We start from the raw sequence: 26523 nt of genomic DNA on the forward strand, positions 1-26523 counted from the left end.
AAGGGTAATACCTCAATTTGTCAAGGAGAGAGTGACATGAAGGGTGAACCTAAAGTACTGGAATACCTAAATAAAGCGCTTCGCCACGAGCTGACCGCAGTCAACCAATATTGGCTGCACTACCGTCTCCTTGAAGATTGGGGCTTCACAAAGCTTGCAAAAAAAGAGCGTGAAGAATCAATCGAGGAAATGGAACACGCTGATAAACTGATCGAGCGTATCATTTTCCTCGAAGGCCACCCAAACCTCCAAACGCTTGACCCACTTCGTATTGGTCAAGATCTTAAGGAGTGTCTTGAGTGTGATCTGGCCGGAGAATACTCCGCGCGTGCGCTTTACAAAGAAGCCCGTGAAGTATGCCGCGATGATGGCGACTACGTCACAATGAAGCTCTTTGAGGACCTGATGGCTGACGAAGAAGGGCACATCGACTTCCTCGAAACACAGCTTGAACTTCTTGAGAAAATTGGCGTCGAGCGTTACGGTTTGCTTCAGGCAACCCCGGCGAACGAAGGCGAATAAGCTTTTCTCAATTGAATTTAAAGAAGCCGGAGAGCCGAAATGCTCTTCGGCTTTTCTACTTTCGTGGCTTCACCCGCCGCGTTGCTTCAGCATCCAACGGATTGTCCGGCCATGGGTGCCGAGGGTACTGTCCCTTCATATCAGCCTTCACATCCGCCCAAGACCCTTGCCAAAAGCCGGGTAGATCCTTTGTGATTTGAATAGGCCGCTGAGCAGGGGAGAGCAGTTGCAACACCAGCTGGATTTTGCCGCCGCAAATGCTTGGATGCTCTGCAAGCCCAAATAACTCTTGCACTCGAACCGAGAGCATTGGTCCTTGCTCTCCAGCATAATCAACCGGAATGCGCGATCCTGTCGGAACGGCAAAATGTGACGGTGCCAAACGATCTAGCTCACTGCTTAATTCCCAGGGTACCAAAGTGGACAGGGCATCTCCAAGTGTACCGGCATCAATCTGCGAAATTGCAGTTTTGCCAGCAAGGAATGGTCGTAGCCAACTCAGGTCAGCATCCAATGCCTTATCGCTCAGGTCCGGCCAGCTCTGCCCGATTGTGTCGCGCAAATATTGAATACGACCTCGGTAACGCAACTGGTCTTTGCTCCAAGGCAGGCGGGCGGTTCCTTTGCGACCAATCAACGCCAGTAATGCATCAGTGACGGCTTCTGGGTCTGGGCTAGATATTTTCTTTTCCTCCAGAACCAACTTGCCCAAAACACGCTGGCGTACCGCTTTAATAGCTCCCTCAGGCGTAAGCTGAACGTGCTCCTGCTCGCGAATATGTGTGGTAAAACGAGTTTCAAGTTCTCTGAGCGAAAGCGGTGCTGCAAGCAAAATACGAGCGCGGGCCGCAGTGCCTGTCACCTCTGCAATGCTAAGGAACTTTTCTGCGTAAAGGCTTTCGCTTTCTTCCAGTTGCGCACCCCGCCCGTTTGCAAGCCTAAAACTGCCTTTGGCCCCGCGTTGCTGCGCAATGCGGTCAGGGTATGCAAGGCTTAAAATATCCCCTGCATCCTCGAAATTCGCTGGTTGGGACGTTCTTCCGCGCACCATTTTAACCCAGCGCTTGGCCTGCGCGCGCGCTTCCCGTCCGCGTGGGCTGTGGTCTTGCATTAAGCGGCGCAGGCGGTCACGTAAGTCTGTGGAACGTCCGCCAAGCCCATGCTCGCCGATAATAACGGCGATGAGAGACGCCAGTTCCGCTTGTTCTTCGTGAGCGGCTTGTACCAGCATATGCCCAAGGCGCGGGTGTAACGGCAATCCAGCAAGGTCACGCCCAGCTGTTGTCAGTGCCCCATCCGCATCCAGCGCGTCCAACTCTTGCAATAGGTCTTTTGCTTCAGACCATGCCGCAGCAGGAGGGGGCGTCATAAATTTCAGTTGGGTTGGGTCTGTAACGCCCCAGTTAGCGACGTCGAGCACGAGGCCGGAAAGATCACTCTCTAAGATTTCAGGTTTTTCAGCTGCAGGTAAAGCTTTGGTCTGCGCTTCTTCCCATAGGCGGTAGCACGTTCCCGGTTCCACACGGCCTGCTCGGCCCTTGCGCTGCTCTGCTGTCGCGCGGGAAACTTTGACTGTCTCAAGGCGCGTCAGTCCGGTCTGCGGATCATAGCGCGGGACGCGAGACAGGCCGGAGTCAATAACAATGCGCACGCCCTCAATAGTCAAAGACGTCTGAGCGATGGCCGTAGTCAACACCACTTTGCGACGGCCAGATTTTGCAGGGCGAACCGCAAAATCTTGGGCTTTGCTATCCAAAGCTCCATATAGCGGCGCGATATCCGTGTCAGCGGGCACGCGGCCCTCCAATAAGGACTGCGTGCGCTTAATCTCGCCTTGGCCCGGCAAAAAAACAAGCACTGACCCGCTATCTTCAATCAGGGCTGAACGAACAGCGCGGGCCACTTGGTCTTCCAACCGTCCACGTGGATCGCGCCCTATATATTGTGTTGCAACCGGATACTGCCGGCCTTCGCTCTTCAAGACAGGGGCATCACCAAGCAGCTGAGAGACCCCAGCTGCATCGAGCGTGGCAGACATCGGTACAATGCGCAGGTCATCGCGAAGCGCCTCTTGCACATCAAGCGCAAGAGCCAGCCCAAGATCCCCGTCCATGGAACGCTCATGGAATTCATCAAACAGGACAGCGCTGATGCCAGACAGTTCTGGATCATCCAATATCATCCGTGTGAATACACCTTCAGTCACCACCTCAATGCGGGTTTTGGTGGAGACCTTGCTATCCATGCGCACCCGGTATCCCACTGTCTCGCCAACAGCCTCACCAAGGGTTTGCGCCATACGCCGCGCGGCTGCACGCGCCGCCAGCCTGCGAGGCTCCAGTACGATGACTTTTCCATCTCCGCGCCAAGCAGCCCCCAGTAATGCAAGTGGAACACGTGTCGTCTTACCAGCTCCCGGCTCCGCAACCAAAACGGCATTGCAGGATTGTTCCAGAGCGGTAAGGAGCTGAGGTAGGATGGCATCAATTGGAAGTGGGGAAGAAGTCATTGGCACCGAGAAAAGTTAGGGAGACCAGCTTTGTACCCAGTCCCCCCATCAAGTGCAAATTGTCTTTGGGTCTTATGACGCTACTGAAGCGTCGTTGAGATTTCGAGACCAGCTGCGGCCCGTTTGGTCCACAAGGTAACTCTCTGGCGCATGGGTATAGGCAGCAAGCCCCGCAAGCGCGGGACTGCTATGTTTAACGATATAGGTTGGGATCGAGCGCATAATTGCCTCGTGCGGCGCTTTTGCTTCAAATGCAGCGCGGAATTCACCGCCATGGAGCCAATGCGAAATTTTGGGCGCAATGCCGCCAGCCAGATAAACACCACCGCCCGCTAGATTTGTAATGGCAAAATCACCAGCAACACGGCCAAGAGCTGCACAGAACAGACGCATTACCTTTTGCGCCACCTCGTCGCCCTCGTCGGCTGCACCTGGCACATCTGATGGGTTTTCAAAGGAACGATCAAGATTATCTGCTCGCAGAACTGCCCGAGCCAGTCTTACCAAGCCCGCGCCACATATAATCTGCTCAGCTCCAATACGTCCACCCAACCGCTCAATGAAAGGCCAGATGCGATACTCCTCATCACTAAGCGGACCTAGCTCAACGTGGCCGCCTTCGCCCGGAACAGGGATCCACTTGCCACAAGCATGAATGAGCGCACCTGCACCCAAGCCGGTGCCGGGGCCTAATACAAACTTTGTGGTATTGGCCTTGGCGTCTCCACCGCCAATCTGATCAAGGTCGCCTGATGTGAGGGAGGGAAGGGCAAGGCCCTGCGCCTCAAAGTCATTTACAATCGCGACCTGTTCCAGTCCAAGTTCTTCTATGAGAGCTGGCGGTTCAATTACCCAATTTGCGTTGGTGAGTGGGATCTGATCGCCGGAGACGGGGGCAGCTATGGCCAAAAGAGCAGAACGCGGGGTAGCGTGTCCTGCATTTAAGACCGCAGTGCGTATGGCATCTTGAATTGTGGCGTGGGCCTTGGTGCTTTCCTGCCCGCAAAGGATCGTTGCGCTGTTGGGGTCCTCAATCAATGCAAAGCGGGCATTCGTGCCACCAATATCTGCAACGAGAACTGGGTAGGACAGATTACGTGTAAGTGGAGCAGTGTGCAGCATCTAGATGTCTGACGTATATTATTGAGTTAAAATTTCTGGTGTCTGAGATGAAGTAGACAGACCAGCAAGACGTGCCGAACGCAAAACAATGTCAGCAGTAGTGCGATTCAGTGCCATTGGAATATCATAGACCAACGCAAGGCGCATCAGGGCCTTCACGTCCACGTCGTGCGGCATAGGGGAAAGCGGGTCGACAAAGAAAAATAAGCCATCAAGGGCGCGTTCGGCAATGAGTGCGCCAATCTGCTGGTCGCCGCCTAATGGGCCACTCTTCATGCGCTCTACATGAAGAGATGGGCAGGATTCTTGTATGAGGCTACCAGTTGTACCCGTCGCATAGAGTTTATAGTCAGCAAGTTTGTGCTCATGTTGCTTAGCAAACGTGACCATTTCATTCTTTTTGGCGTCGTGGGCAATAAGGGCAAGAGTTCTGCGCTCAGTCATTTTAGCTCCGTCAAACACACCGCTTAGTATCTTGGTATTACTTATCCTTTAGCGCGTCTTGGAAGCCAATGAAAGAGACAACTTATGCCGTCTGTGCCTGTTATTTAAGCGATAACAAACGGCATAAGTTCATAAACAGATATGAAAAACCTGGTAGCTCACATCGCGTTTAGTCAAATAGGGAACACATGATAGCGTCTCTGCGAGATTTTGCGCGAATGAATTTAGGTGTTTCCGTTACAAGTCCGGCGATTTCCAAAACAAGCTTCATGCGGATTGCATCACTGAAACCTTGCTTGGAGCGTACCGGAATCGAAAATGCACCAGGGCCGCCAATCACGCAGTCCTCATAGTAATGGTCCAGATGCAGCATGGACTGCCATGAAATGGTCTCTTCTTTCAGCATCAAAGGCAGTCCGTTGACAGTAACGCCTTGCGCGATTGCAGCGTCGCGAGCTTCAGTCACCGCACTGCCTTGATTGTTCGGGCCGTCGCCAGAGATATCAATCACGCGGCGTATCCCGTTATACTCGTTTGCGGTGACAAGATTAACGGCCTGGGTCAATGCCGAAGAGATCGAGGTACGCTGCACACGACGAAGAGGGGCCTCGGCAATCTTGTCAGCAAACTTGCCAGCAGATGACTCATCGGAAATAACAGTCCAGTCCGCGACGACGAAGTGTTCATCCTTGCCACCCCATTCCATATAGGCAACAGCAATGCGGCCGATGGGCCCGTACTTGATCGCATCAAGAACTTCAGAAGATGTCAGCGCTGCAACATATCCGTCTCGCTGAACACGCTGTTCTTCGGGGTCCATACTTTGAGAAATGTCCACCGCAAGCACCAGCTCCAAGTCTACTTCCTTGGACATATCGAAGTTCAAAGATGCATGAGCGGTAGGTTTTGCAAGAAGAGGGGTCGCAAGCAAAAAGCCACCAAGTGCGACTGCGCCCGCAATCGCTGTGAGGGGGTGTGTGCACATGGGCCGCATTTTCAGCCTCCTTTTTACAAGGTTCAGGGTGTTCCGGTCACGACCTCCCCACCTCGTTTCTTATTATTTGCTGTAATCGGCACTGAGCTAACGAAAACAGAATACATCCATAGTATTCCAGCGGTCATCTATGGATGTGGAACAATATTTCATAGCATTGATATATATAGGGTTGTATTAAGCGGTACCTGTCAGAAATAATTGTTTTATTTGCCAGTAAACGCAGTGTGAAAAAAATACGGCGTCAATTGTTGTGTAGGTTAGTGCGTTGAAAATATTTTGTTTATTTAGTAAGTGTTAAAAGTTGAACAAATATTACATAAAGTTGATCACCTTATTCACGTTCTCTTTGCCAAACTGCCTTCGTAAGTGAGTCGTTGTATAAGTAATTTCCGCAAGTACTTGAATTGAAACTATTTAACTTTATTAGTATGGCAAAAACAGTGAGTTAGTTAGATTGTAATAAAATTCTGCAAATGGCACTGTTTATTTCCTTGACCTTCCGTTTCTCCTAATGCAAATGTGTCTTTGAAATATTTCTCACGCTGTGAAGAAATATTCTTTTCTGATTGGGGGAATGCTCAGTTGCTCGAAACCTGAGCATTTCAGACGGAAGTTTGGGATGGATTCCGGGAGCATTCTGGAACTCCATATAGGAATATAAGAGGCTAGACCATGAAGGCAGACGAATGGACCACATCTTTGGCCATTAGAGCCGCTTGGATGTCTTTCATTGGCCGAAGCACTCAGGGAGAGATTGCTGGTCGCCTTGGGGTTTCTCCTGCAAAGGTTCACCGCCTGATAGCACATGCTCAAAAAGAAGGCTTGATAAAATTTCATATCGAGGCCCGACCTTCTGAGTGTGTTGAGTTAGAGCAGTTTCTCTGTAAACGCATGAACCTGGAAAATTGTTTCATTGCGCCAGACCTTGGCAGCGGTGACGAAGCAGATTCTTTCACTGCGGTTTCATCATTTGCAGGTCATTATCTTCATTCTATTTTTGCGACAAACCCGCCTAAACGCATTGGCGTAGGCATGGGGCGGACACTACAGTCAACCATTGAGGCAATGCCTCGTGTCCACCTTCCAGAGCTTGAGCTGCTTTCTGTATCCGGCTCGCTCACCCGTCGCCTTTCTGCCAACCCATATGATGTTGTGCAGCAGTTATGCGCAAAGACCGGCGGCGAGGGTTTCTACCTTCCTGTTCCTTATATTGCTGAAACTGAAGAAGAAAGAGACACATTCGTCTCTCAGGGCGCGGTGCAGGAACTGTTGTCCAGAGCGAAAGCTGCTGAACTGTTCATTATTGGCATCGGGTCTGTTGAGGAGAAAGGTCACCTTGTTCAACGCAAGCTGATCACCTCCCAAGAGCGTGAAGAACTGCTGGCAAGTGGCGCTTGTTCAGATGTGATGGGGCGTTTTGTCGACATCAACGGTAAGGAAGTGTCCTGCTCTTTAAATGAAAAAGCCGTCGGGTTGCATTTTGATGAAGTCCGTGAGGCGCATGTTGTTGCAATAGTTGGCGGAAACCGTAAGGCGAAAGCAACCTTGGCAGCATTGGCGACCGGCATCATCAAAGATCTGATAATTGATGAGGTTTTGGCCAGAGAACTTGCTGGCCTACTGGAAGAGACTGAGCTTAACACAACGGCATAGTTGGGAGCTTGTTCTTCTTAAGGGAGAGACCTTTCCGCTCTGCGGGAAGACGATAATAAGGAAGAAACCGTGAAAACTAAAACAATCCTCGGTGCAGTTGCACTGGCAGCAGTTATGACAACTGGTGCTATGGCAGAAACTTTCAAACCCGCAGTCGTATATGATTTCGGTGGTCGTAATGATCGTTCTTTCAACGAAGCTGCTTACAAAGGCGCGTTGCAGTTCAAGGGACGGACAGGCATCAACTTCCGCGACTTCGAAATCCAGAATCCATCTCAGCGCGAACAAGCTCTGCGCAACTTTGCGCGCCGTGGCCTAGACCCAGTCATCACGATTGGCTTTGCCCAGGCAGCAGCTCTGGAGAAGGTTGCAAAGGAATTTCCTGATACGCACTTCGCTATCGTAGATGCTGTTGTAGACCTGCCGAACGTTCGTTCAATCGTCTTTAAAGAAGGCGAAGGTTCCTTCCTCGTTGGAATGCTGGCTGCAATGGCAACTGATACCGACACGATCGGTTTTGTTGGTGGCATGGATATCCCGCTCATCCGCAAGTTTGCATGTGGCTACAAGCAAGGCGCGAAATACGTAAACTCTGACACTGAAATTATTGTCAACATGACCGGCACCACTGGTGCGGCTTGGACTGACCCACTCAAGGGCGGTGAGCTTGCGCGTTCACAGTTCGCTCGTGGCGCAGATGTGGTGTTCCACGCTGCTGGCCTGACCGGTACTGGTGTTCTTCAAGCAGCAGCTGACGAAGGAAAGCTTGGCATCGGCGTAGATTCCAACCAGAACCAGCTGCACCCAGGCTCTGTGCTGACCTCCATGGTTAAAGGTGTTGATGTTGCTGTTGACCGCACACTGACAGATGCAAAAGAAGGCAACTGGACATCAGGCGTTGAAGTTCTTGGCCTTGCTGAAAACGGTGTTTCCTGGGCATTTGACGAGCACAATAAAGCGCTCATCACTGAGGAAATGAATGCAGCTGTTGAGCAGGCAAAAATGGATATTATCTCAGGCAAAATAGAAGTTCACGATTACATGGTCGATTCTAACTGCCCGATCTAATCCAATTAAAATGCCCGCGCTGTTACGTGTGGGCATTTTCGCTTACGGTAGCTCTTAGGAACTACTAGCTCTTCAGGGCTTTAGGCCTTGAAGAATTTTACGAGGGACTTGCGCCCCTGTAGTCCGAGTGGAAGATTTAGCCTTTGGGAGCGAAGGCTAAAAGGGAAGCAAGGAAACTGCATCGGGATCTCTTCGCTGCTTCTCCTGGGGGTGGGGCGACGCTTTTGAAATGGTGTACTTCGAAAGCAGGAATGAGATTGATGCGCAAGTTATTGATTTGATAGACCAGAAAGGCCGGGCAACAGTGGCTGGAAGCAATGTACCTGCCATCGAATTAATTGGCGTAAATAAGAGTTTTGGGCCTGTTCATGCAAACAAAGACATTGATCTTGTTGTAGGAAAAGGGTCCATTCACGGGATCATTGGTGAGAACGGTGCGGGTAAGTCCACCTTGATGTCGATCCTCTACGGCTTTTATCATGCTGATAGTGGAACAATTAAGATTGATGGTAAGGCAACCACTATTCCTGATTCGAAGAGCGCGATTTCGCAGGGCATCGGTATGGTGCACCAGCATTTTATGCTCGTCGATCCATTCACAGTTCTAGAAAACGTGGTTCTTGGCGCGGAGGGCGGGGCACTGTTGAAAGACGGTGTAGCGAACGCACGTCGCGAACTTAAGCGTTTAGCTGACGAATATGACATGACAATTGACCCTGACGCAGTCGTGGGTGAATTGCCAGTCGGTTTGCAGCAACGGGTAGAGATCTTGAAAGCGCTGTACCGTGGCGCAGACATTCTCATCCTTGATGAGCCGACAGGGGTTTTAACTCCCTCTGAAGCTGATCATCTCTTCCGTATTCTTCGCGTGTTGCGTGATCAGGGCAAGACAGTGCTTTTGATCACCCATAAACTGCGCGAAATCATGGACGTAACAGATACAGTTTCAGTTATGCGCCGTGGTGAAATGGTTGCTTCGCGCAAAACCGCGCAAACCTCCATGGAAGAGCTCGCAGAGCTTATGGTTGGCCGCAGCGTTCTGCTTGAAGTGAGCAAACCAGACGTTGAAGTGGGCAAGCCTCTCCTTAAGGTTGAAGGCTTGAACGTTAAGGATGAACGTGGCGTTCGTCGTGTGAAAGACGTCTCGTTTGAAGTGCGGGCTGGCGAAGTTCTCGGTATTGCCGGGGTGTCTGGTAATGGCCAGTCAGAACTGATGGCAGCGCTTGCAGGTATCACGCGTGCTGAAAGCGGCAGCATGGAGCTTGCAGGCCAGAAGCTGGACCTGTCTGAAGTGCATGATGCCGCTCAGATGCGTGACCGGGGCATGAGCCATGTGCCGGAAGATCGTCACCGTATGGGGCTGGTTAATAAGTTTTCTGAGGCTGAAAACTCCATTCTTGGGTATCATCGCGAATCCAAATACTCAAAGGGCATGTTCCTCGATAAAGACGCTATCCGTAAGGAAGCGAAAGAGCGTATCGAGAAGTATGACATTCGCCCACCACTCACAGAAATGACAGCAGCGAAATTCTCTGGCGGGAACCAGCAGAAGATCGTTTTGGCTCGTGAGATTGAGTGCAATCCAGACGTTCTGCTGATTGGTCAGCCGACACGTGGCGTGGATATTGGTGCGATTGAGTATATTCATAACCGGATCATGGACATGCGTGCCCAAGGTAAAGCAGTCCTTCTTGTATCCGTTGAACTTGACGAAATTCGCTCTCTCTCTGACCGCATCATTGTCATGTTTGATGGCAATGTGGTTGGTGAGCGTGGGCCAGAAGCAACAGAACAGGACCTTGGTCTGCTCATGGCTGGTGTCAATCAAGAGGCAGCAGAACTCGTATGACCAAATTGTTTGAACATGTGCATTGCTTTGGCTTAAAATTTAGGGGGACTCAGGGATGAGTAAGGGGCAACTTCCTCGTTGGGTTGACTATGGTCTATTACCGGCCCTCAACCTGATCGCAGCATTTATCGTTTCTGGCTTAGTTGTTGTTGTTATTGGCGAAGACCCATTTGAAGCTGTTAAGTGGCTTGTTTGGGGCGCGCTGGGGTACGGAGAGGGCGTTGGTTACACCCTCTACTACGCAACCAACTTTATCTTTACCGGACTTGCTGTCGCCGTGGCGTTTCACGCTGGCCTTTTCAACATTGGTGGTGAAGGGCAGGCCTATGTGGGCGGTCTGGGTATCGCTATTGCTTGTTTAGCGCTTGATAGGTTTGTACCGTGGTGGGTCACACTCCCATTTGCCATTGCTGGCGGCGCATTGTTTGGCGCAGCCTGGGCGTTTATCCCGGCATACCTGCAGGCAAAACGCGGATCACACATTGTTATCACGACAATCATGTTCAACTTCATCGCGTCAGCGCTGATGGTGTACTTGCTGTCTAATGTTTTGATCCCACAGGGAACCATGTCCCCGTCCACCCGCAACTTTGAGGCAGGCGGACAGCTGCCTCTGTTGCGAAATGTCTTCACAACACTCGATTTCGGTCAGTCCCCTGTGAACCTGGCATTCTTCATTGCTCTGGTTGTTTGTGTGGTGGTTTGGTTGCTGATCTGGCACACCAAACTCGGCTATGAGATCCGTAGCTTCGGCGCGAACCCAGATGCAGCAGCATATGCAGGCATTTCTCCAGTTCGGATCACTGTTGTCACCATGCTGATTTCCGGCGCTCTTGCTGGCCTGATGGGTATGAACGTTGTGATGGGTGAGCAAACCCGATTACTGCTCGACTTCGCAGGCGGTGCTGGCTTCGTGGGTATCGCTGTTGCTTTGATGGGCCGCGGGCATCCGGTGGGAATCATCCTCGCCTCTTTGCTGTTCGGTTTGTTGTATCAAGGCGGTGCTGAGCTTGCCTTTGAAATTCCAACCATCTCCCGCGACATGATCGTGGTTATTCAGGCCCTCGTGATTTTGTTTGCAGGTGCCCTGGAGCATATGTTCCGCCCAGCAGTTGTTGCGTTCTTTGATCGCTTCTCATCTGAAACAGCAGAAGCATAAGGAGAAGGACATGTTAGACACAATTATTCTTGTTCTCGACAGTACATTCCGCCTGTCAACTCCGCTCCTGTTTGCCTGCCTTGCAGGGTTGTTTTCAGAACGTTCAGGTATCGTAGATATCGGTCTGGAAGGTAAAATCCTTGGCGCAGCTTTTGCTGCTGCTGCTGCCGCCTACGTGTTCCAAAGCCCGTGGATTGGCTTGCTGGCTGGCATAGGGGTTTCGGTTCTTCTGGCATTGGTGCATGGTTTCGCGTCTATCACCCAGCGCGGCAACCAGGTGGTTTCCGGTGTTGCAATCAACTTCCTTGCTGCCGGTTTGACCGTTCTGCTCGGGCAGGCTTGGTTCTCACAAGGTGGCCGAACTCCAGCGCTGCCAAAGACGAGCCGCTTTGGTAACATTGAGCTTCCATTTGCAGAAGCTTTGAAAGACGTCCCTGTTCTGGGGCCAATCTATTATGACCTCATCTCTGGTCACAATATCTTGGTATATGCGTCTTTTGCTGCCGTACCGTTGGTATGGTGGATTGTATTCCGCACACGTTTTGGTCTTCGTCTTCGTGCAGTCGGCGAAAACCCATCCGCAGCAGATACTGCTGGTCTGTCAGTAACACTGCTACGTTACCGGGCGACGATCATTTGTGGTATTCTTTGCGGGTTTTCTGGCGCGTACCTGTCCATTGCGCAGGGTGCTGGTTTTATTAAGGATATGAGTGCTGGTAAGGGCTTTATTGCTCTGGCAGCTTTGATCTTTGCAAAGTGGAAGCCAGTGAATGCAATGTTCACATGTCTTCTCTTTGGTTTTCTAGATGCATTGGCAATCCGCCTTCAGGGTCAGGAAATTCCTGGTATTGGTGAAGTGCCAGTTCAGGTCTTCCAGGCTCTGCCATATGTGCTGACAGTGGTTCTTCTTGCCGGCTTTATTGGTCGCGCAATCCCACCGAGGGCATCAGGCATCCCATATGTTAAAGAGCGTACATAAGGACAATAATAATGAGCGCATTTGACAAACTTTTCCAAGAAGCAAAGGCGGCCCGAGAGACCGCCTATGCACCATACTCCAACTTCCAGGTGGGCGCAGCTTTGCTCACCTCCGATGGCAAAGTTGTCTCCGGGTGTAACGTCGAAAATGGCGCTTTCCCAGAAGGCACTTGTGCTGAGGGTGGGGCAATCGCGGCGATGGTTCGCGCTGGCTCTACGAAAATCGATGAGGTTGTTGTTTTGGCAGATGCGGCACTGTGCACACCATGCGGTGGGTGTCGTCAAAAACTTTCTGAGTTTGCAAGCAACAGGCAGATCAAAATCCATGTGGCCAACCTTGAAGGTCTGCGCAGAACCTTCACCATGGAAGAGTTGCTGCCTGCGGGTTTTGAACTAAACGAACAGATTGAGGATTGATTATGAGCGGATTTGGTAAGGAATCAGCGGATATTGTACGCGCTGCTCGCCCGGGTGATTACAAAGTAGGTATGATCCTCGGCTCTGGTCTGGGCTCTCTGGCGACAGAAGTCGAAGATGCTGTCCGTGTTCCATATAGTCACCTCACTGGGTTCCCAGTTTCATCTGTAACAGCACACGCAAGTGAACTTGTTGCAGGCACGCTGGAAGGTGTTCCGGTTATTATTCTATCTGGTCGCGCGCACTATTATGAGAGCGGCAACCCTTCCATCATGCGTACCCCGCTTGAGACCCTTAAAGAGCTTGGCTGCGAAACGATTGTAGCCACGAATGCAGCCGGTTCTTTGCGTGTGCATATCAAACCGGGCTCTCCAATGCTCATCAATGACCACATCAACTGGTCAGGACTGAACCCGCTTATTGGCGAAGAAGACGAGAGTCGTTTCCTCGATCTTTCCTCCGCCTATGATGCTGACCTCAGAGAGCAGCTCAAAAATGCAGCGACTGAGGTTGGCGAAGACCTCGAAGAGGGCGTTTACATGTGGTTCTCCGGTCCGTCTTTCGAGACACCGGCAGAAATTCGCATGTCTCAGGTGCTTGGTGCTGATGCCGTTGGCATGTCAACTGTGCCAGAAGTGATACTCGCCCGTTTTCTGGGTATGCGTGTTGCAGCAATCTCCACCATCACCAATATGGGAGCTGGCCTTCAGGCGCATGGCCTCTCTCACGATGAAACCAAGGAAATGGCCCCGCTCGGAGCGGCCAAGATCAAAAAGATTTTGCGTGCCTTCCTCAAAAATATGGCTTGAAGGAAACTGGCATAATGACCGAAGCATCGATAAAAGAAACAGCAAAGCGTGCACTAGGGCTCATCGATCTGACGAACCTGAATGATGACTGCACCCAAGAAGATGTGACAGCGTTGATTGAACGCTCGTCAACACCTTACGGTCACACAGCAGCCATTTGCATTTGGCCTCGCTTTATTAAGCATGCGGCTGAACTGCTGAAGAACTCTCCTGTTCGTATTGCAACAGTGGTGAATTTTCCGGCAGGTGGTGAAGATACAGCTGCAGTTATCGCAGAAACCAAGCAAGCTCTCGAAGACGGAGCGGACGAGATTGATCTTGTGATGCCATACCGCGCATTCGCAGCAGGTCGTCGTGGTTTCGCAGAAGACCAGATCAAACAGGTACGCGCAGTAATTTCTGCTCCTGCTCAGTTGAAGGTTATTCTTGAAACTGGCGAGTTGGAAGATCCTCGCTTGATCCATATGGCTTCAGAGGTTGCAATCGCGCAGGGTGCGGACTTCATCAAAACCTCTACCGGTAAGGTGAAAGTCAATGCAACGCTGGAAGCTGCTGAGATCATGCTGAGCGTTCTGAGCGAAACCTCTAAAGAAGATCATCGCACTGTCGGCTTTAAGCCAGCAGGTGGTGTGCGTTCATTGGATGACGCAGCTGCTTACCTCAAGCTTGCTGACGAGCTGATGGGTGAAAACTGGGTATCTTCCTCTACCTTCCGTTTCGGTGCGAGTGGCTTGCTCGACGCTGTACTGGCTGGAATTGAAGACCGCGAAAACAACACAAAAGAGACCTACTGATATGCTTCCTCAAGAAATCGTTCGTAAGAAACGTGAAGGTGAAGTCCTGACAGCTGAAGAAATTCAGTTCTTTGTAAAAGGCATCACTGACAATAGTGTAACTGAAGGGCAGGTTGCTGCTCTGGCAATGGCTGTGTTCTTTAAAGGTCTCAGCGTTGATGAGCGTGTTGCTCTTACACTTGGCATGCGCGATAGCGGTGATGTTCTCGACTGGTCTGGTATCGATGCCCCAATCGTCGACAAGCACTCAACGGGTGGTGTTGGCGACAACGTTTCCCTGATGCTTGCCCCAGCTCTTGCAGCCAATGGTGCAGCAGTTCCAATGATCTCCGGTCGCGGCCTTGGTCACACCGGTGGCACTTTGGACAAGCTGGAAACCATCCCTGGTTACACTGCAAAGCCATCCAACGAGCTGTTCAACAAAGTTGTAAAAGAAGTTGGTTGTGCAATCATCGGTCAAACTGGTGATCTTGCTCCAGCTGACAAGCGCTTTTACGGTATTCGTGATGTGACGGCGACTGTTGAGAGTATTGATCTCATCACTGCATCCATCCTGTCCAAGAAGCTGGCAGCTGGCCTTGAAACTCTGGTACTCGACGTTAAGTGGGGCACCGGTGCATTCATGGCGAACTACGAAGATGCAAAAGCTCTTGCAGAAAGCCTTGTTCTTGTTGCAAACGGTGCTGGTCTTAAAACCACTGCATTGCTGACAGACATGAACGAGTCCCTTGCATCAGCAGCTGGTAACGCGATTGAAGTTCAAAACGCAGTGGACTTCCTGAAGGGTACTCACATCGACAACCGCCTTTGGGACGTAACAGTTGCAATCGGTGCCGAAGGTCTCGCCACTTCAGGTCTTGCAGACTCCGTTGATGACGGTAAGAAGAAGATGGAAGACGCTTTCACCTCCGGTAAAGCTGCTGAAATCTTTGGCAAGATGGTTGGCGAACTTGGCGGCCCTAACGACTTTATGGAAAAGCCAGAAGCTTACCTTGCAAAAGCTCCGATCCAGCGCCCTGTATATGCTGAAGAAGCATCTCTGGTGGCTGGTGTTGACGCACGTGCAGTTGGCTTGGCTGTGGTTGAACTTGGTGGTGGCCGTCGTGCGGCAGCCGACGAAATTGATCCAGCTGTTGGTCTGACTGATATCGCGGGTGTTGGTACATCCGTTGATAGCGAAACACCAATTGCCATCATTCATGCTCATACGGAAGACCAGGTAGAGCGCGCAGAAAAAGTTCTGCGTGATGCTTACACCTTCGGTTCTGCTGGCGACGTAAAAGAGTTTGCCACTGTCCGTGACCGTGTTGCGCCATAATTTTGTGCATCAATAACTAACTGGCAGGACAGTATCTCTCCCTCCGGCTGACGGAGAATAAGAACAAGAAATGAGAGCTGTCCTCCAAAACTAAGGAAACGCGAATGCCACGCGCAATTTTGTGTGTACTCGACAGCTTTGGTATCGGCGCTGCTGATGATGCTGAAAAGTTCGGCGATGTCGGATCCGACACGCTCGGTCATATCGCCGATGCCTGTGCTGAAGGTAAAGCTGACAAAGAAGGACTGCGTAAGGGTCCGTTGTCTTTGCCAAATATGGACCGTCTCGGTTTGGGAGCTGCTGCACGTGCCTCCACTGGTAAGCCTGTTAAAGGCTTGGATTTCAGTGGGACTCCAGAAGCAAACTGGGGCTACGCACAGGAAGTTTCTAACGGCAAAGATACCCCATCTGGCCATTGGGAAATTGCGGGCGTACCGGTCACTTTTGATTGGGGCTACTTCCCAGATACCAACCCAAGTTTCCCTGCTGAGTTGATTGAAAAGATCATCGAAGTTGGTGAGCTTCCTGGCGTTTTATGCCTGACCCATGGGTCTGGTACAGTTGTCATCGAAGAGTTTGGCGACGAGCATGTCAAATCTGGCAAGCCAATTGTCTACACGTCCGCTGACAGCGTTCTCCAGATTGCAGCACATGAAGAAAGCTTCGGTCTTGAGCGCCTTCTCGATCTCTGTGTGAAATGCCGCACACTTGTTGATGAGTACAACATTGGCCGCGTGATCGCACGCCCATTTGTTGGCTCTGTTCAAGACGGTTTTGAGCGCACTGCTAACCGTCGTGACTACTCAGTTCTTCCTCCAGCTCCAACTGTTTTGGATCGTTTGGAAGGCGCTGGTCGTCAGGTGATCGGTGTTGGTAAGATCTCTGACATTTACGCTGCTCAGGGTGTAACGAAGGTCATGAAGGGTGCAGGCAACGACCAGTTGTTCGACCGCACGCTGGAAGCAATGGATATGGCGAAGGACGGAGACCTCGTGTTCTCTAACTTCGTTGATTTCGATATGCTGTTCGGTCACCGCCGCGACGTTCCAGGTTATGCCGCTGCGCTTGAGCACTTTGACAAGCGCTTGCCAGAAATGATCGAAAAGATGAATGATGGCGACCTGCTTATTCTCACGGCCGACCATGGTTGTGACCCAACCTGGAAAGGCACAGATCACACCCGTGAACACGTGCCTGTAATTGCTCTCGTAAAAGGGCAGTCGGGCAAAGATCTCGGCAGACGGTCAACTTTTGCTGATATGGGCGAGACAATTGCCGCGTTCCTTTCAGTGCCTACAGGTGAAAACGGAAAGAGTTTTCTGTAGATCTGACAGGCGATTATGAAATTAAACCGGGCAAGCTTTGTTTGTCCGGTTTAGTGTAGCGCGATATATCTGTGTTTTGCGAATGACTTGCAAACTACAAGGATGCAGGGTGTGGCATCCGTCGTGATACAAAAAGGGGAAACCAAAATGCAGGCACGAAAGTTTACTGCGCAACAAGACGGCAGCTTGACTTCAGAGATGAAACAAGCGTTTGAAGAGGACGGTTTCCTTATACTGGAAGGGTTCGCAACCCCAGACGAATGCGATGAGCTACAGGCTCAGATGCATGACCTAATTGACGAGTTTGATCCTTCTTCTGTTGCCTCTGTTTTTGAGACCAACGCTCAAGCACATGCAAGAGATGCTTACTTCCGCGAAAGCGGCGACAAGATTCGCTTCTTCTTTGAAGCCGAAGCCTTTGATGAAAAGGGCAATCTCAAAAAAGAAAAGCATCAGGCACTCAATAAGGTCGGTCACGCGCTACATGATCTTGACCCTGTGTTTAAGAAATTCTCTCGCTCAGAAAAAATGGAACGATTAGCAAAAGACCTGGGATTTGTAGATCCGCTTCTGGCGCAGTCTATGTATATCTTCAAACCACCACATATTGGTGGTGAAGTGAACAACCATCAGGATTCGACATTTCTCCACACTGCGCCGTTGTCCTGCACAGGCTTCTGGTTCGCATTGGAAGACGCTGATGAGACCAATGGCGGTCTTTATGGCGTTCCTGGTGGCCACAAAGGTCAATTGCGCAAACGTTTCCATTATAATGGCGAAGCACTGGTCATGGAAACACTAGACGAAACCCCGCTCGAAAAATCTGCAGATGATGCAGCACCCCTTGTCGCTCCGAAAGGAACCCTCGTCATCCTTCATGGATTGGTGCCGCACAAATCTGCTCCAAACCGCTCTGATAAATCCCGTCATGCCTATGCAGTGCATATGGTAGATGGAACCGCAAAGTGGTCGGATGATAACTGGATTGTTCGAGCTAAAGATAAGCCAATGCACGGATTTTAAGACATGAGACCAAAGCAGAACGTGGTGCCACGCGCCGAACTGCACTGCCATATCGAAGGTGCTGCACCTCCAACGCTCGTAAGAAAGCTGGCAGAGCGCTATGATGTCGACCTTGGTGATCTGTTCGACACCAATGGAAACTACAGCTGGCACGACTTCACCACCTTTATTCAGCAGTACGATGTTGCAGCGTCCCTGTTTCGCCGCCCTGGCGATTACGCAGAACTTGCTGAAACCTATTACAAGATGCTGGCCGCTGAGGGCGTGATCTATGCAGAGGTCTTTATCTCTCCAGACCACGCAGTCAAAGCAGGTCTCAGCTACAATTCCTACCTTGAAGGGCTTGTTGCTGGATTAGAACGCGCAAAAGCCGACACTGGTATTGAAGGTCGCCTGGTTCCACTGGGCGTCCGTCATGAAGGTGCTGAATCTGTGGAAGCTGCGATCAAGGAAGTCATCGACAATCCTCACCCAATGGTAACCGGGTTTGGTCTTGCTGGTGATGAGCGTATCGGACCTGCCAAAAACTTCGAGAAAGCCTTTGCTATGGCTGGTGAAGCTGGTTTGGGCCTGACGGCACACGCAGGTGAATTTGGTGGTGCTCAAAGCGTCAAAGATGCGCTTGATTACCTCAAGATCACACGTGTTGGCCATGGTGTCCGCGCTGTAGAAGATGAAGCGCTTGTTCAGCGTCTGGTGGAAGAAAAAATTACACTGGAGGTTTGCCCGCATTCAAACATTGCGCTTGGTGTCTATTCGAACCTGCGGTTCCACCCAGTGAATATGCTGCGTCAGGCCGGTGTTCGTATCACTTTGAACTCCGATGATCCGCCATTCTTCCGCACGACACTTGGTCATGAGTATGTCGAGACCTCTCGTGTGTTCGGCTGGACCAGAGACATTCAGAAATCGATCACGAAAAATGCACTGGAAGCAGCGTTCGTGGACGAGGCGACCCGAGCAGTTCTTCTGGAACGTTTGGAAGCATTAACTGAAGACGCGTAAATTTCCGCTGGATTTGAATGTGCATAAGCAGGAAAACGAGCATACTCGGATTTCTTATGCCCAAAACCTCAGAGCGTAGATTGCAAAAAGCCCGTACCTGAATAAATAGGGTACGGGCTTTAAATTTGTGAGCTCCTCCAATAAATATAAGTGAGGTGGGAAGACCCGCAAACGCGAGCTCTTCCCGTGCTTCATCAACGTAACAACAGAAAGCAATAAAGATGGAGATGCAGACATCGCAGGCTTTGTCCTTGCTCAATGCAAAAGCGGTGCGTGAACGCGCAAATCAGCTTTTGGAACTGGGCTTGCAGGGCGAACTTGAGCATTTTGCGGTCGATCTGTCTCATCTGGCGCAGGCTGCCCGCAGAACGCTTGCCGCGACCGACAATGCATACCCTGACCGGCAGATTCCGTTTCATGCACGTTGGCGCCATTTTGAGGCTGGTGGAGTAGATCGTTGGTCAATGCTGGCAGGCGCACGCCGCTTTTCCGATGTGCAGGGCATGGGCCGAGCCGCCTTTGATCTGGCAATCGTCTCTGCATTACTGGATGCCGCAGCTGGCAACCACTGGCACTATCGCGAAGCAATCACGGGCGAGACTTATATGCATTCCGACGGTCTCGCTGTTGGGTCGCTCTCCATGTTTTCAGCAGGCTTCTTTTCAGATGATCCGCTAGACCCACTCAGAGCAGACGCGATCACGTTGTTTAGGTTGGATGAAGATGAACTGGCTGAAGGTTTACAGGTTGCAGGAAAGAACCAGCTTATCGGCTTGAATGGGCGTTTAGCGCTGTTAAACAGCTTGGGGCAGGCCACGTCGTTACGGCCTGATCTTTTTTCAAAAGAAGAAGAACCCCGCCCCGGTGGTCTCTTTGATGTCCTTTATGACGAAGGGCAGCAAGGACCACTTCCGGCTGAACGCATTTTGGAAGTGGTGCTGGATGGTCTTGGACCGATCTGGCCCAACCGTGAGCAGATTGATGGAGTAATTTTGGGGGATACCTGGCGGCACTCCAAAATAGTCACGCAGGATAAAACAAATAATCTGGTTCCGTTCCACAAACTCTCCCAATGGATCGCTTACTCTCTTGTCGAACCGCTCTCATGGGCAGGTGTCGAGATAGAGGACATTGATGGATTGACGGGACTGGCTGGACATCGCAACGGTGGTTTGTTCATGGATACGGGCGTTCTGCGCCTTAAGAACCCAGAACAGGCCTTAATCCGACACGAGGTCAGCAGCGAGCTGGTTGTTGAGTGGAGAGCGTTAACAATCGCTCTTCTCGACAAGCTCGCAGATTGGATTCGAACAGATTTGTCGGTCTCCAGAGACCAGTTGCCACTGGCATGCGTGCTGGAAGGCGGGTCTTGGGCCGCAGGACGACAAATTGCCCTTGAAAAACGCGGTGATGGTTCTCCGCCTCTGATGATTATCAGTGATGGAACCGTTTTTTGAGCTATAACATCTAGCGAATTGCACCATTGATACTCAACGGTGCCTTACTGAAAATATGCCCTGCTCATGCTGGCAGGTGTCAGACAACACATGAATACCCGCTTGGGTTTAATAAGAGGAACATGATGTCCGGAGCAACAGTAATCGACCACCCGCTTGTGCAGCACAAACTGACACACATGCGGAGAAAAACAACTCCGACGCAGGATTTCCGTCGTTTGCTTCGCGAGATTTCTTTGTTGCTTTGCTACGAAGTTACTCGTGACCTGAAAATGACCAGCCAGACGATCGAGACGCCAGTTGCAGAAATGGATGCACCTGTTCTCGCTGGTAAAAAACTCTGCTTTGCATCTATCCTGCGTGCTGGTAACGGCTTGCTGGAAGGTATGCTTGAGCTGATCCCATCTGCGCGCGTTGCTCACATCGGTCTGTACCGTGACCCTGAGACCCTGGAAGCTGTTGAATACTACTTCAAAGCGCCTCAGGAGCTGGATGAGCGTCTGGTGATCGTTGTTGATCCAATGCTTGCGACAGCAAACTCCGCGATTTCTGCGGTTGAGCGCCTTAAAAAGCGCGGTGCTAAGAACATGGTGTTCGTTTGTTTGCTTGCTGCGCCAGAAGGCGTTAAACGCTTTAACGAAGAGCACCCAGATGTGCCAATCTATACAGCGTCCATCGATGAGAAGCTGAATGAGAAAGGCTACATCATTCCAGGTCTGGGTGATGCCGGTGACCGGATGTACGGCACAAAATAAACTTTTTGTTTTGAAGCGTCAGGCAATATGTCTGGCGCTTTCTTTTTAAGTGCACTTAGTTTTTCTCAGATGACGATCGCGCAGGGGGAAAATGGAATGCCAACCAACGCACGTACTCGTTTGAAGATCTGTTGTATCTCAACGTCCAGCGAAGCTGCATTAGCCGTCGCTTGTGGCGCAGATGCTGTTGGGCTTGTTGCACACATGCCCTCAGGACCCGGTGTGATAGAAGACGATCTTATTCTCAATATCGCACGTCATGTGCCTCCTCCTGTCTCAACCTGGCTTTTAACCTCCCGAACCTCGGCAAATGACATTGTCGAACATGCTTTGACATGTGGGACAAACACGCTGCAAATCGTGAGCCCGATTGACCCAGGAGAATATCAGGAACTCCGTCTCAATCTTCCAGCCAGCACGCGCATTGTGCAGGTTGTCCATGTTGAAGATGAATACTCGCTTGAAATTGCTCAGGAATATAGCGGTGTTGCTGATGCGGTTTTGTTGGATTCCGGCAGTCCCTCCCAAAATGAACTTGGCGGGACAGGGCGAACCCACAATTGGGATTTAAGCCGCCACATCGTCAACAAACTGGATATTCCAGTATTTCTGGCTGGCGGATTGACCCCGCAAAATGTCATCGAAGCCATCGAGCTTGTAAGGCCCTACGGCGTAGATGTGTGTACGGGTGTACGGGTGGATGGCCGTTTAAATCGAACAAAGCTATCTGAATTTGCAGCCGCAATTGCGTGCACCTGACTCTTTATAAAAAAGGCCCGAAACCTTGAAGATTCTGCGCCGAATTCTTGCCTTTTTTGTGCGCGCGAATGTATACCTAAAAATGTGATGGGCAAAACGCTGTAGGTTCTCTGACGCAAAATAAGTTGCGACGTGGTCGGCCCAAAAGAAATGGTGGAACGCGTGCAACGATATATTTGGGTCATGGTCGTTGTTTTTTGTGTTGCACTGATTGTGCCCAAAGTGCTTGAAGAGCGCTTGATGGGTGTTGTCGAAGTACACGAACCCCAAGCCCAAGCCACAACGCAAAACCCTAAGCGCCCGACAAGACTTCGGAAATCGCCCAACGGGCATTTCGTGGCCACTATTAAAATCAATGGCCACAAAACGCAGGCTTTGGTTGATACAGGGGCAAGCCTGCTCGCGATCCCATACAGCATTGCACGTAAAGCCGGCATCAGGGTGCAAAACGAAGACTTCACTGTTGAGGTTCGCACAGCAAACGGCATCGCCTCAGGTGCGACCGCATCAATCTCCAATCTCCGTCTTGGGTCTATCCATATACGTAATGTTAAAGGATTGATTTTGAAAGATGAATCTCTTTCGCAAGTGCTGTTGGGCATGTCTGCGCTAAATCGCCTTGGCAAGATCACTCTTGGGCAAAGAGAGCTGGTAATTCAACCAAGATAATCATGAAAATAAACCCCTTCTTTTGGGAGGCTTTTACCAGCGGTATTCTTTTGTCTTGCTTGTGCTAAAGCTGGTTTCATAGCAGGCTGATATCTGTGGAACTCGCTGATTAAGCGCTTCATCCAAATGCGCATGAACTGCAAGTAATCAAAAGCAGTTTCATCTGATGTGCTGAGGAGAGAGGGTGTGTCAGCTGTTGTAAAGGATGATGGCAGTGAAAACTATTTTTTCTCCTGATCAGCTCTTGCATGCCCCAACCAAAGAAATCTCGGATGGAAAACTAGTAGCTGCCCATGAGGTGCCAGCACGTGCTGAAATCATTCTAGAACACATTAGGAAAGCTCAGTTTGGTGAAATACAACCGCCAAAAGAGTTTACATTGAATGCAATCTTGAAGGTGCATGATACCGACTACGTCCACTTCTTGCAGGACTTTTGGAAGCTTTGGCAGGAGGCGGGGCGCACTGAGGAGGAAGTCTTCCCGTTTGTCTGGCCAGTGCACGGCCTCAGGCATGATATCGTGCCTGATCACATCGATGGAAAGCTTGGGTTTTATTCGTTCGATGCAGGTTCCCCGATGGGAGCTCATACTTGGACTGCCGCGCGCAGCAGTGCCGAAACGGCGCTGACTGGGGCAGATCTGATCCTATCTGGCGAGGGGGCCGCGTTTGCTTTGTGCCGCCCACCTGGGCACCATGCTCACCGCCGTCTGTATGGCGGCTATTGCTTCCTCAATAACGCAGCAATAGCCGCACAACATTTGCGTGACCAAGGTGTTGGCAAAGTCACGATCCTTGATGTGGACTACCATCATGGCAACGGGACCCAGGCGATTTTTTATGACCGTGCAGACGTGCAATTCCTCTCCATACATGCAGATCCCAAAGTCGAGTTTCCTTACTACCTTGGCCATGCCAATGAGCGAGGTCTGAAGGAAGGGGCGGGCTACAACCATAATTACCCCCTGCCGCACGGGACATCATGGGACAAATGGGGGGAAGCACTGGAAGATGCTTGCCGTACCATTATGAAGTTTGCACCAGACGTCGTCATTGTTTCTCTTGGCATGGACCCATATGAAAATGATCCGATATCGCAATTCAGATTAAAGACGGATGACTTCACAAGAATTGGTGCACGAATTGCTCAATTAGGGTGCCCGACACTGTTTGTTATGGAAGGCGGGTACTTGATCGGGGAATTAGGCGTCAATTGCACCAAGGCGCTGAGTGGTTATCTCGACGCAGAGAAAATTAGCTTGTGATTAATTAAGTTGCTAAAAAATATAGTTGTTTTCAGGCTGTAATAGCATCTTTGGGCGGCTACTTGTGTCTTGCCGCACCGGCCCTCTTGAAAGCAACCCAGATTATGCGTACATCCTTGCGAACTGAAATCTCTTAAAGCGTATTCCCAGAGGATGGGGAGCGTTTTGGGGATGGTAACACGTAAGAACATGAGGGATTAAAGCAGTAGGGCCAACTCAACAAGATGGCAGGCTGCTTTAAGTGATCAAATAATGCCAGAGCAGAAAAGCCCGCGGACAAGCCTTCTATGGTTGTTTTTCAACCCATTTGGTCGGATTTCCCGAGAACCGTACTGGCTGGCATTCGGGCTGATATGGTGTGTTCTATTTATTGCGCTGAACACCACCATCGGTTCGCTCTCCCCTAGTTACACATCCTCCGGCTCAACAGAAGTTGCATTGGCACAGATCTATCAAGATATGCTGATGACCAACCCGTTGCTCTATCCCTTGATGCTCTTTACGAATTTTATGGTATTGATGTTGGTTGCGAAACGCTTGCAGGACCGTGGTATCACGGGCTTTGTTGCATTGACCCTTTTCTTGCCCTTTCTGAACCTGCTGGTTCCCTTTATCGTTGGCTTCTTAAAGAGCGAATCTGGACCAAATAAATACGGGCCATATTCCAACAGCCGTCCAATGCGCCGCAAGAAATAAGTGCTTTTCTTGAGATTTTTCTTGGCGATGTGAGCGTGAAAATCACGAAGTTCTGGCAACTCGTGATTGACCGCAGGTCTCAGCACAGCTAAATCTCGAGATATGACTGATACGCTCTCTCCTGCGGTACAAATCTGCCGCGATCTCATCCGTTGTCCAAGTGTAACCCCAGCAGAAGGCGGTGCTCTTTCCGCTCTTGAAAAGCTGCTTGCTACTGCTGGTTTTGGCGTCTCGCGTGTGACCTTCTCAGACGAGAATACACCGGACGTTGAGAACCTGTTTGCAACGATTGGTTCCGGCAAACCACATTTCGTGTTTGCAGGGCATACAGACGTGGTTCCGGTTGGCGATGAAGCGGCATGGACACACGGGCCGTTTGATGGCGCTATTGCTGATGGCATGCTCCATGGACGCGGTACTGCAGACATGAAAGGCGGCGTTGCTGCGTTTGCTGCTGCTGCGATCGATTATGTCAAAGCCCACCCAGATGGTATTCCCGGTCAGATTTCATTCCTGATTACCGGTGATGAAGAAGGCCCGGCAGTCAACGGAACGGTTAAGCTGCTGGACTGGGCCAAAACGCAAGGCCATACGTTTGACGCATGCATTGTAGGTGAGCCAACCAACCCAAACGCTCTGGGCGATGCGATTAAAGTGGGTCGTCGTGGTTCCCTTACTGGCACGGTAAAGATCAACGGTACACAAGGCCACGTTGCCTATCAGCACCTTGCGGATAATCCAGTGCCCGGCATGCTCAAGCTGCTCAGCGCAATTGCCGAGGTTGAGCTGGACAAAGGCAATGAACGGTTCCAGCCATCGAACCTGGAAATTACGACTGTTGATGTCGGCAATACGGCAACCAATGTTATTCCTGCCCATGTGATGGCCAAGTTCAATATTCGTTTTAATGATCAGTGGACTGTGAGCTCGCTCAGCCAGCAAATTGAGAGCTTGCTAGAAGATGCAGCACCTGCCGGTCTGGATTACAGCATTGAGTTTGCGCGCGAAAGCACAGATAGCTTCCTAACCCATGATGAAGCGCTGATTAAGACCTTGTCCAACTCCATCAAGGCCGTGACCGGTCGTACACCAGAGCTTTCAACAAATGGCGGCACGTCTGATGCGCGATTCATTAAGAACTACTGCGCTGTGGTTGAGTTCGGGCTGGTCGGGCAGACAATGCACAAGGTTGATGAGCATGTTGCAGTCTCAGACATTGAGCAACTCTCTGATATTTACCTTCGCTTCCTGCAAGACTATTTTAAAGTATAAGGTTTTGAAGGGCAGGGTGTATTGATGTCTTTTGGCCTACAAGAAATTCGTCAGTCCTGCATTGCATCCTGGCGGATCATGAAGGGCGAGTCAGAAGCCTTGCAGCAGTTCGATCTGTCTGCAGATGGTTTCTGGCGGTCATTTCTGGTCGTCTTTGTGCTGTTACCCTTCTACTTTCTTGGGCTTTTGGCGGAACAGTCATTGCTCCTTGAAACGCATTTAGCAAAAGGGCAGGAGGCTGCTGAATTTATTTCTGACGGCTCCCCGCTGTACCTTGGCAAATCCCTAGCCCTCTTTGTAGATTGGATTACATTTCCGATTGTCGTTGGCTTCCTCTCCGCATCAATTGGGCTGAGAAAAAACTACGGCCCCTACATCATTGTAAGGAACTGGAGCACACTGATTATTCTGCTCCCACAGACCCTAGTGAATCTGTTGTATCTGAGCGGATTGATCCCCTCTGCATTGTTGGTCATGTTGACCTTACCAATCGTGGGATGGGTGCTTTGGTATCGCTTCCAGATTGCCCGTGTTGCTGGTGGATGCAAATTCTCCATCGCAGTCGGCTTGGTGGTTTTGGATCTGGTTCTTTCAATCCTGATCAGCACCTCATTTGACAGATTGTTTGCTGCGTGAGTCTTATCTATCTGTCATCACGA

Annotated in this window: 25 protein-coding genes; 21 read left to right on the forward strand and 4 right to left on the reverse strand. The window is 50.7% G+C overall.

The window, feature by feature from the left end; translation table 11 throughout:
- The first annotated feature begins 36 nt into the window (after nucleotides 1-36).
- Complete coding sequence (gene bfr, locus BMZ51_RS09180) at nucleotides 37-522, forward strand: bacterioferritin (RefSeq protein ID WP_068000409.1); 486 nt, start codon at nucleotides 37-39, stop codon at nucleotides 520-522.
- A gap of 55 nt (nucleotides 523-577) precedes the next feature.
- Here the strand turns inward: bfr and hrpB are convergent, their stop codons facing one another.
- From hrpB to BMZ51_RS09200, 4 genes are all read right to left on the reverse strand, one after another.
- Complete coding sequence (gene hrpB, locus BMZ51_RS09185) at nucleotides 578-3031, reverse strand: ATP-dependent helicase HrpB (RefSeq protein ID WP_068000406.1); 2454 nt, start codon at nucleotides 3029-3031, stop codon at nucleotides 578-580.
- Nucleotides 3032-3103: 72 nt separating this feature from the next.
- Nucleotides 3104-4153, reverse strand: coding sequence for a glucokinase (glk, locus tag BMZ51_RS09190; protein ID WP_068000403.1), 1050 nt, complete (start codon nucleotides 4151-4153; stop codon nucleotides 3104-3106).
- An 18-nt stretch (nucleotides 4154-4171) separates the two neighbouring features.
- Nucleotides 4172-4597: a methylglyoxal synthase gene (locus tag BMZ51_RS09195; protein WP_068000399.1), complete on the reverse strand. Its 426-nt coding sequence runs from the start codon at nucleotides 4595-4597 to the stop codon at nucleotides 4172-4174.
- A gap of 169 nt (nucleotides 4598-4766) precedes the next feature.
- Complete coding sequence (locus BMZ51_RS09200) at nucleotides 4767-5582, reverse strand: DUF1194 domain-containing protein (RefSeq protein WP_068000397.1); 816 nt, start codon at nucleotides 5580-5582, stop codon at nucleotides 4767-4769.
- 684 nt (nucleotides 5583-6266) lie between these two features.
- On the opposite strand from BMZ51_RS09200, the gene BMZ51_RS09205 reads away from it, so the two are divergent.
- The 20 genes from BMZ51_RS09205 to BMZ51_RS09300 all read left to right on the forward strand — a co-directional run bounded on the left by BMZ51_RS09205 (nucleotide 6267) and on the right by BMZ51_RS09300 (nucleotide 26500).
- On the forward strand, nucleotides 6267-7247 hold the full coding sequence (locus tag BMZ51_RS09205) for a sugar-binding transcriptional regulator (RefSeq protein ID WP_175485010.1): 981 nt from the start codon (nucleotides 6267-6269) through the stop codon (nucleotides 7245-7247).
- 114 nt (nucleotides 7248-7361) lie between these two features.
- Nucleotides 7362-8315 (forward strand): BMP family lipoprotein, encoded by a 954-nt coding sequence (locus BMZ51_RS09210; protein ID WP_068000813.1) that lies wholly within the window; start codon nucleotides 7362-7364, stop codon nucleotides 8313-8315.
- Between the two features lie 304 nt (nucleotides 8316-8619).
- Nucleotides 8620-10164: an ABC transporter ATP-binding protein gene (locus BMZ51_RS09215; RefSeq protein WP_068000812.1), complete on the forward strand. Its 1545-nt coding sequence runs from the start codon at nucleotides 8620-8622 to the stop codon at nucleotides 10162-10164.
- Between the two features lie 55 nt (nucleotides 10165-10219).
- Nucleotides 10220-11323: an ABC transporter permease gene (locus tag BMZ51_RS09220; RefSeq protein WP_068000393.1), complete on the forward strand. Its 1104-nt coding sequence runs from the start codon at nucleotides 10220-10222 to the stop codon at nucleotides 11321-11323.
- A gap of 10 nt (nucleotides 11324-11333) precedes the next feature.
- Nucleotides 11334-12302: an ABC transporter permease gene (locus BMZ51_RS09225; protein ID WP_068000390.1), complete on the forward strand. Its 969-nt coding sequence runs from the start codon at nucleotides 11334-11336 to the stop codon at nucleotides 12300-12302.
- Nucleotides 12303-12313: 11 nt separating this feature from the next.
- Entirely contained in the window at nucleotides 12314-12718 is a 405-nt protein-coding gene (cdd, locus tag BMZ51_RS09230) for a cytidine deaminase (protein WP_068000386.1), read from the forward strand.
- 2 nt (nucleotides 12719-12720) lie between these two features.
- Entirely contained in the window at nucleotides 12721-13527 is an 807-nt protein-coding gene (locus BMZ51_RS09235) for a purine-nucleoside phosphorylase (protein WP_068000383.1), read from the forward strand.
- 14 nt (nucleotides 13528-13541) lie between these two features.
- On the forward strand, nucleotides 13542-14321 hold the full coding sequence (gene deoC / locus BMZ51_RS09240; RefSeq protein WP_068000380.1) for a deoxyribose-phosphate aldolase: 780 nt from the start codon (nucleotides 13542-13544) through the stop codon (nucleotides 14319-14321).
- Between the two features lies 1 nt (nucleotide 14322).
- Entirely contained in the window at nucleotides 14323-15639 is a 1317-nt protein-coding gene (deoA, locus tag BMZ51_RS09245; protein WP_068000377.1) for a thymidine phosphorylase, read from the forward strand.
- Between the two features lie 104 nt (nucleotides 15640-15743).
- A complete protein-coding gene (locus BMZ51_RS09250) occupies nucleotides 15744-16964 on the forward strand; it encodes a phosphopentomutase (protein WP_068000375.1) in 1221 nt (406 codons plus the stop codon).
- Between the two features lie 147 nt (nucleotides 16965-17111).
- Nucleotides 17112-17987 carry a phytanoyl-CoA dioxygenase family protein gene (locus tag BMZ51_RS09255; RefSeq protein ID WP_068000807.1) on the forward strand — a complete coding sequence of 292 codons (876 nt, stop codon included), beginning with the start codon at nucleotides 17112-17114 and terminating at the stop codon, nucleotides 17985-17987.
- Nucleotides 17988-17990: 3 nt separating this feature from the next.
- Nucleotides 17991-18992 carry an adenosine deaminase gene (gene add, locus BMZ51_RS09260; protein ID WP_068000371.1) on the forward strand — a complete coding sequence of 334 codons (1002 nt, stop codon included), beginning with the start codon at nucleotides 17991-17993 and terminating at the stop codon, nucleotides 18990-18992.
- 221 nt (nucleotides 18993-19213) lie between these two features.
- On the forward strand, nucleotides 19214-20449 hold the full coding sequence (locus tag BMZ51_RS09265) for a DUF1688 family protein (protein WP_068000368.1): 1236 nt from the start codon (nucleotides 19214-19216) through the stop codon (nucleotides 20447-20449).
- A gap of 125 nt (nucleotides 20450-20574) precedes the next feature.
- The gene (gene upp, locus BMZ51_RS09270; protein WP_068000365.1) at nucleotides 20575-21204 is read left to right on the forward strand and encodes a uracil phosphoribosyltransferase; all 630 of its coding nucleotides are present in this window, start codon (nucleotides 20575-20577) and stop codon (nucleotides 21202-21204) included.
- A gap of 96 nt (nucleotides 21205-21300) precedes the next feature.
- On the forward strand, nucleotides 21301-21963 hold the full coding sequence (locus BMZ51_RS09275; protein WP_068000802.1) for a phosphoribosylanthranilate isomerase: 663 nt from the start codon (nucleotides 21301-21303) through the stop codon (nucleotides 21961-21963).
- Between the two features lie 162 nt (nucleotides 21964-22125).
- Entirely contained in the window at nucleotides 22126-22632 is a 507-nt protein-coding gene (locus BMZ51_RS09280) for a retropepsin-like aspartic protease family protein (RefSeq protein WP_208979398.1), read from the forward strand.
- A 214-nt stretch (nucleotides 22633-22846) separates the two neighbouring features.
- On the forward strand, nucleotides 22847-23896 hold the full coding sequence (locus BMZ51_RS09285) for a histone deacetylase family protein (protein ID WP_068000797.1): 1050 nt from the start codon (nucleotides 22847-22849) through the stop codon (nucleotides 23894-23896).
- 252 nt (nucleotides 23897-24148) lie between these two features.
- Entirely contained in the window at nucleotides 24149-24592 is a 444-nt protein-coding gene (locus tag BMZ51_RS09290) for a DUF805 domain-containing protein (protein WP_068000362.1), read from the forward strand.
- Nucleotides 24593-24694: 102 nt separating this feature from the next.
- Nucleotides 24695-25864: a succinyl-diaminopimelate desuccinylase gene (dapE, locus tag BMZ51_RS09295; protein ID WP_068000357.1), complete on the forward strand. Its 1170-nt coding sequence runs from the start codon at nucleotides 24695-24697 to the stop codon at nucleotides 25862-25864.
- Nucleotides 25865-25888: 24 nt separating this feature from the next.
- Entirely contained in the window at nucleotides 25889-26500 is a 612-nt protein-coding gene (locus tag BMZ51_RS09300; protein WP_068000353.1) for a hypothetical protein, read from the forward strand.
- Nucleotides 26501-26523 lie beyond the last annotated feature (23 nt).

This window comes from Pseudovibrio axinellae (assembly GCF_900110875.1).
GTDB classification, from domain to species: domain Bacteria; phylum Pseudomonadota; class Alphaproteobacteria; order Rhizobiales; family Stappiaceae; genus Pseudovibrio; species Pseudovibrio axinellae.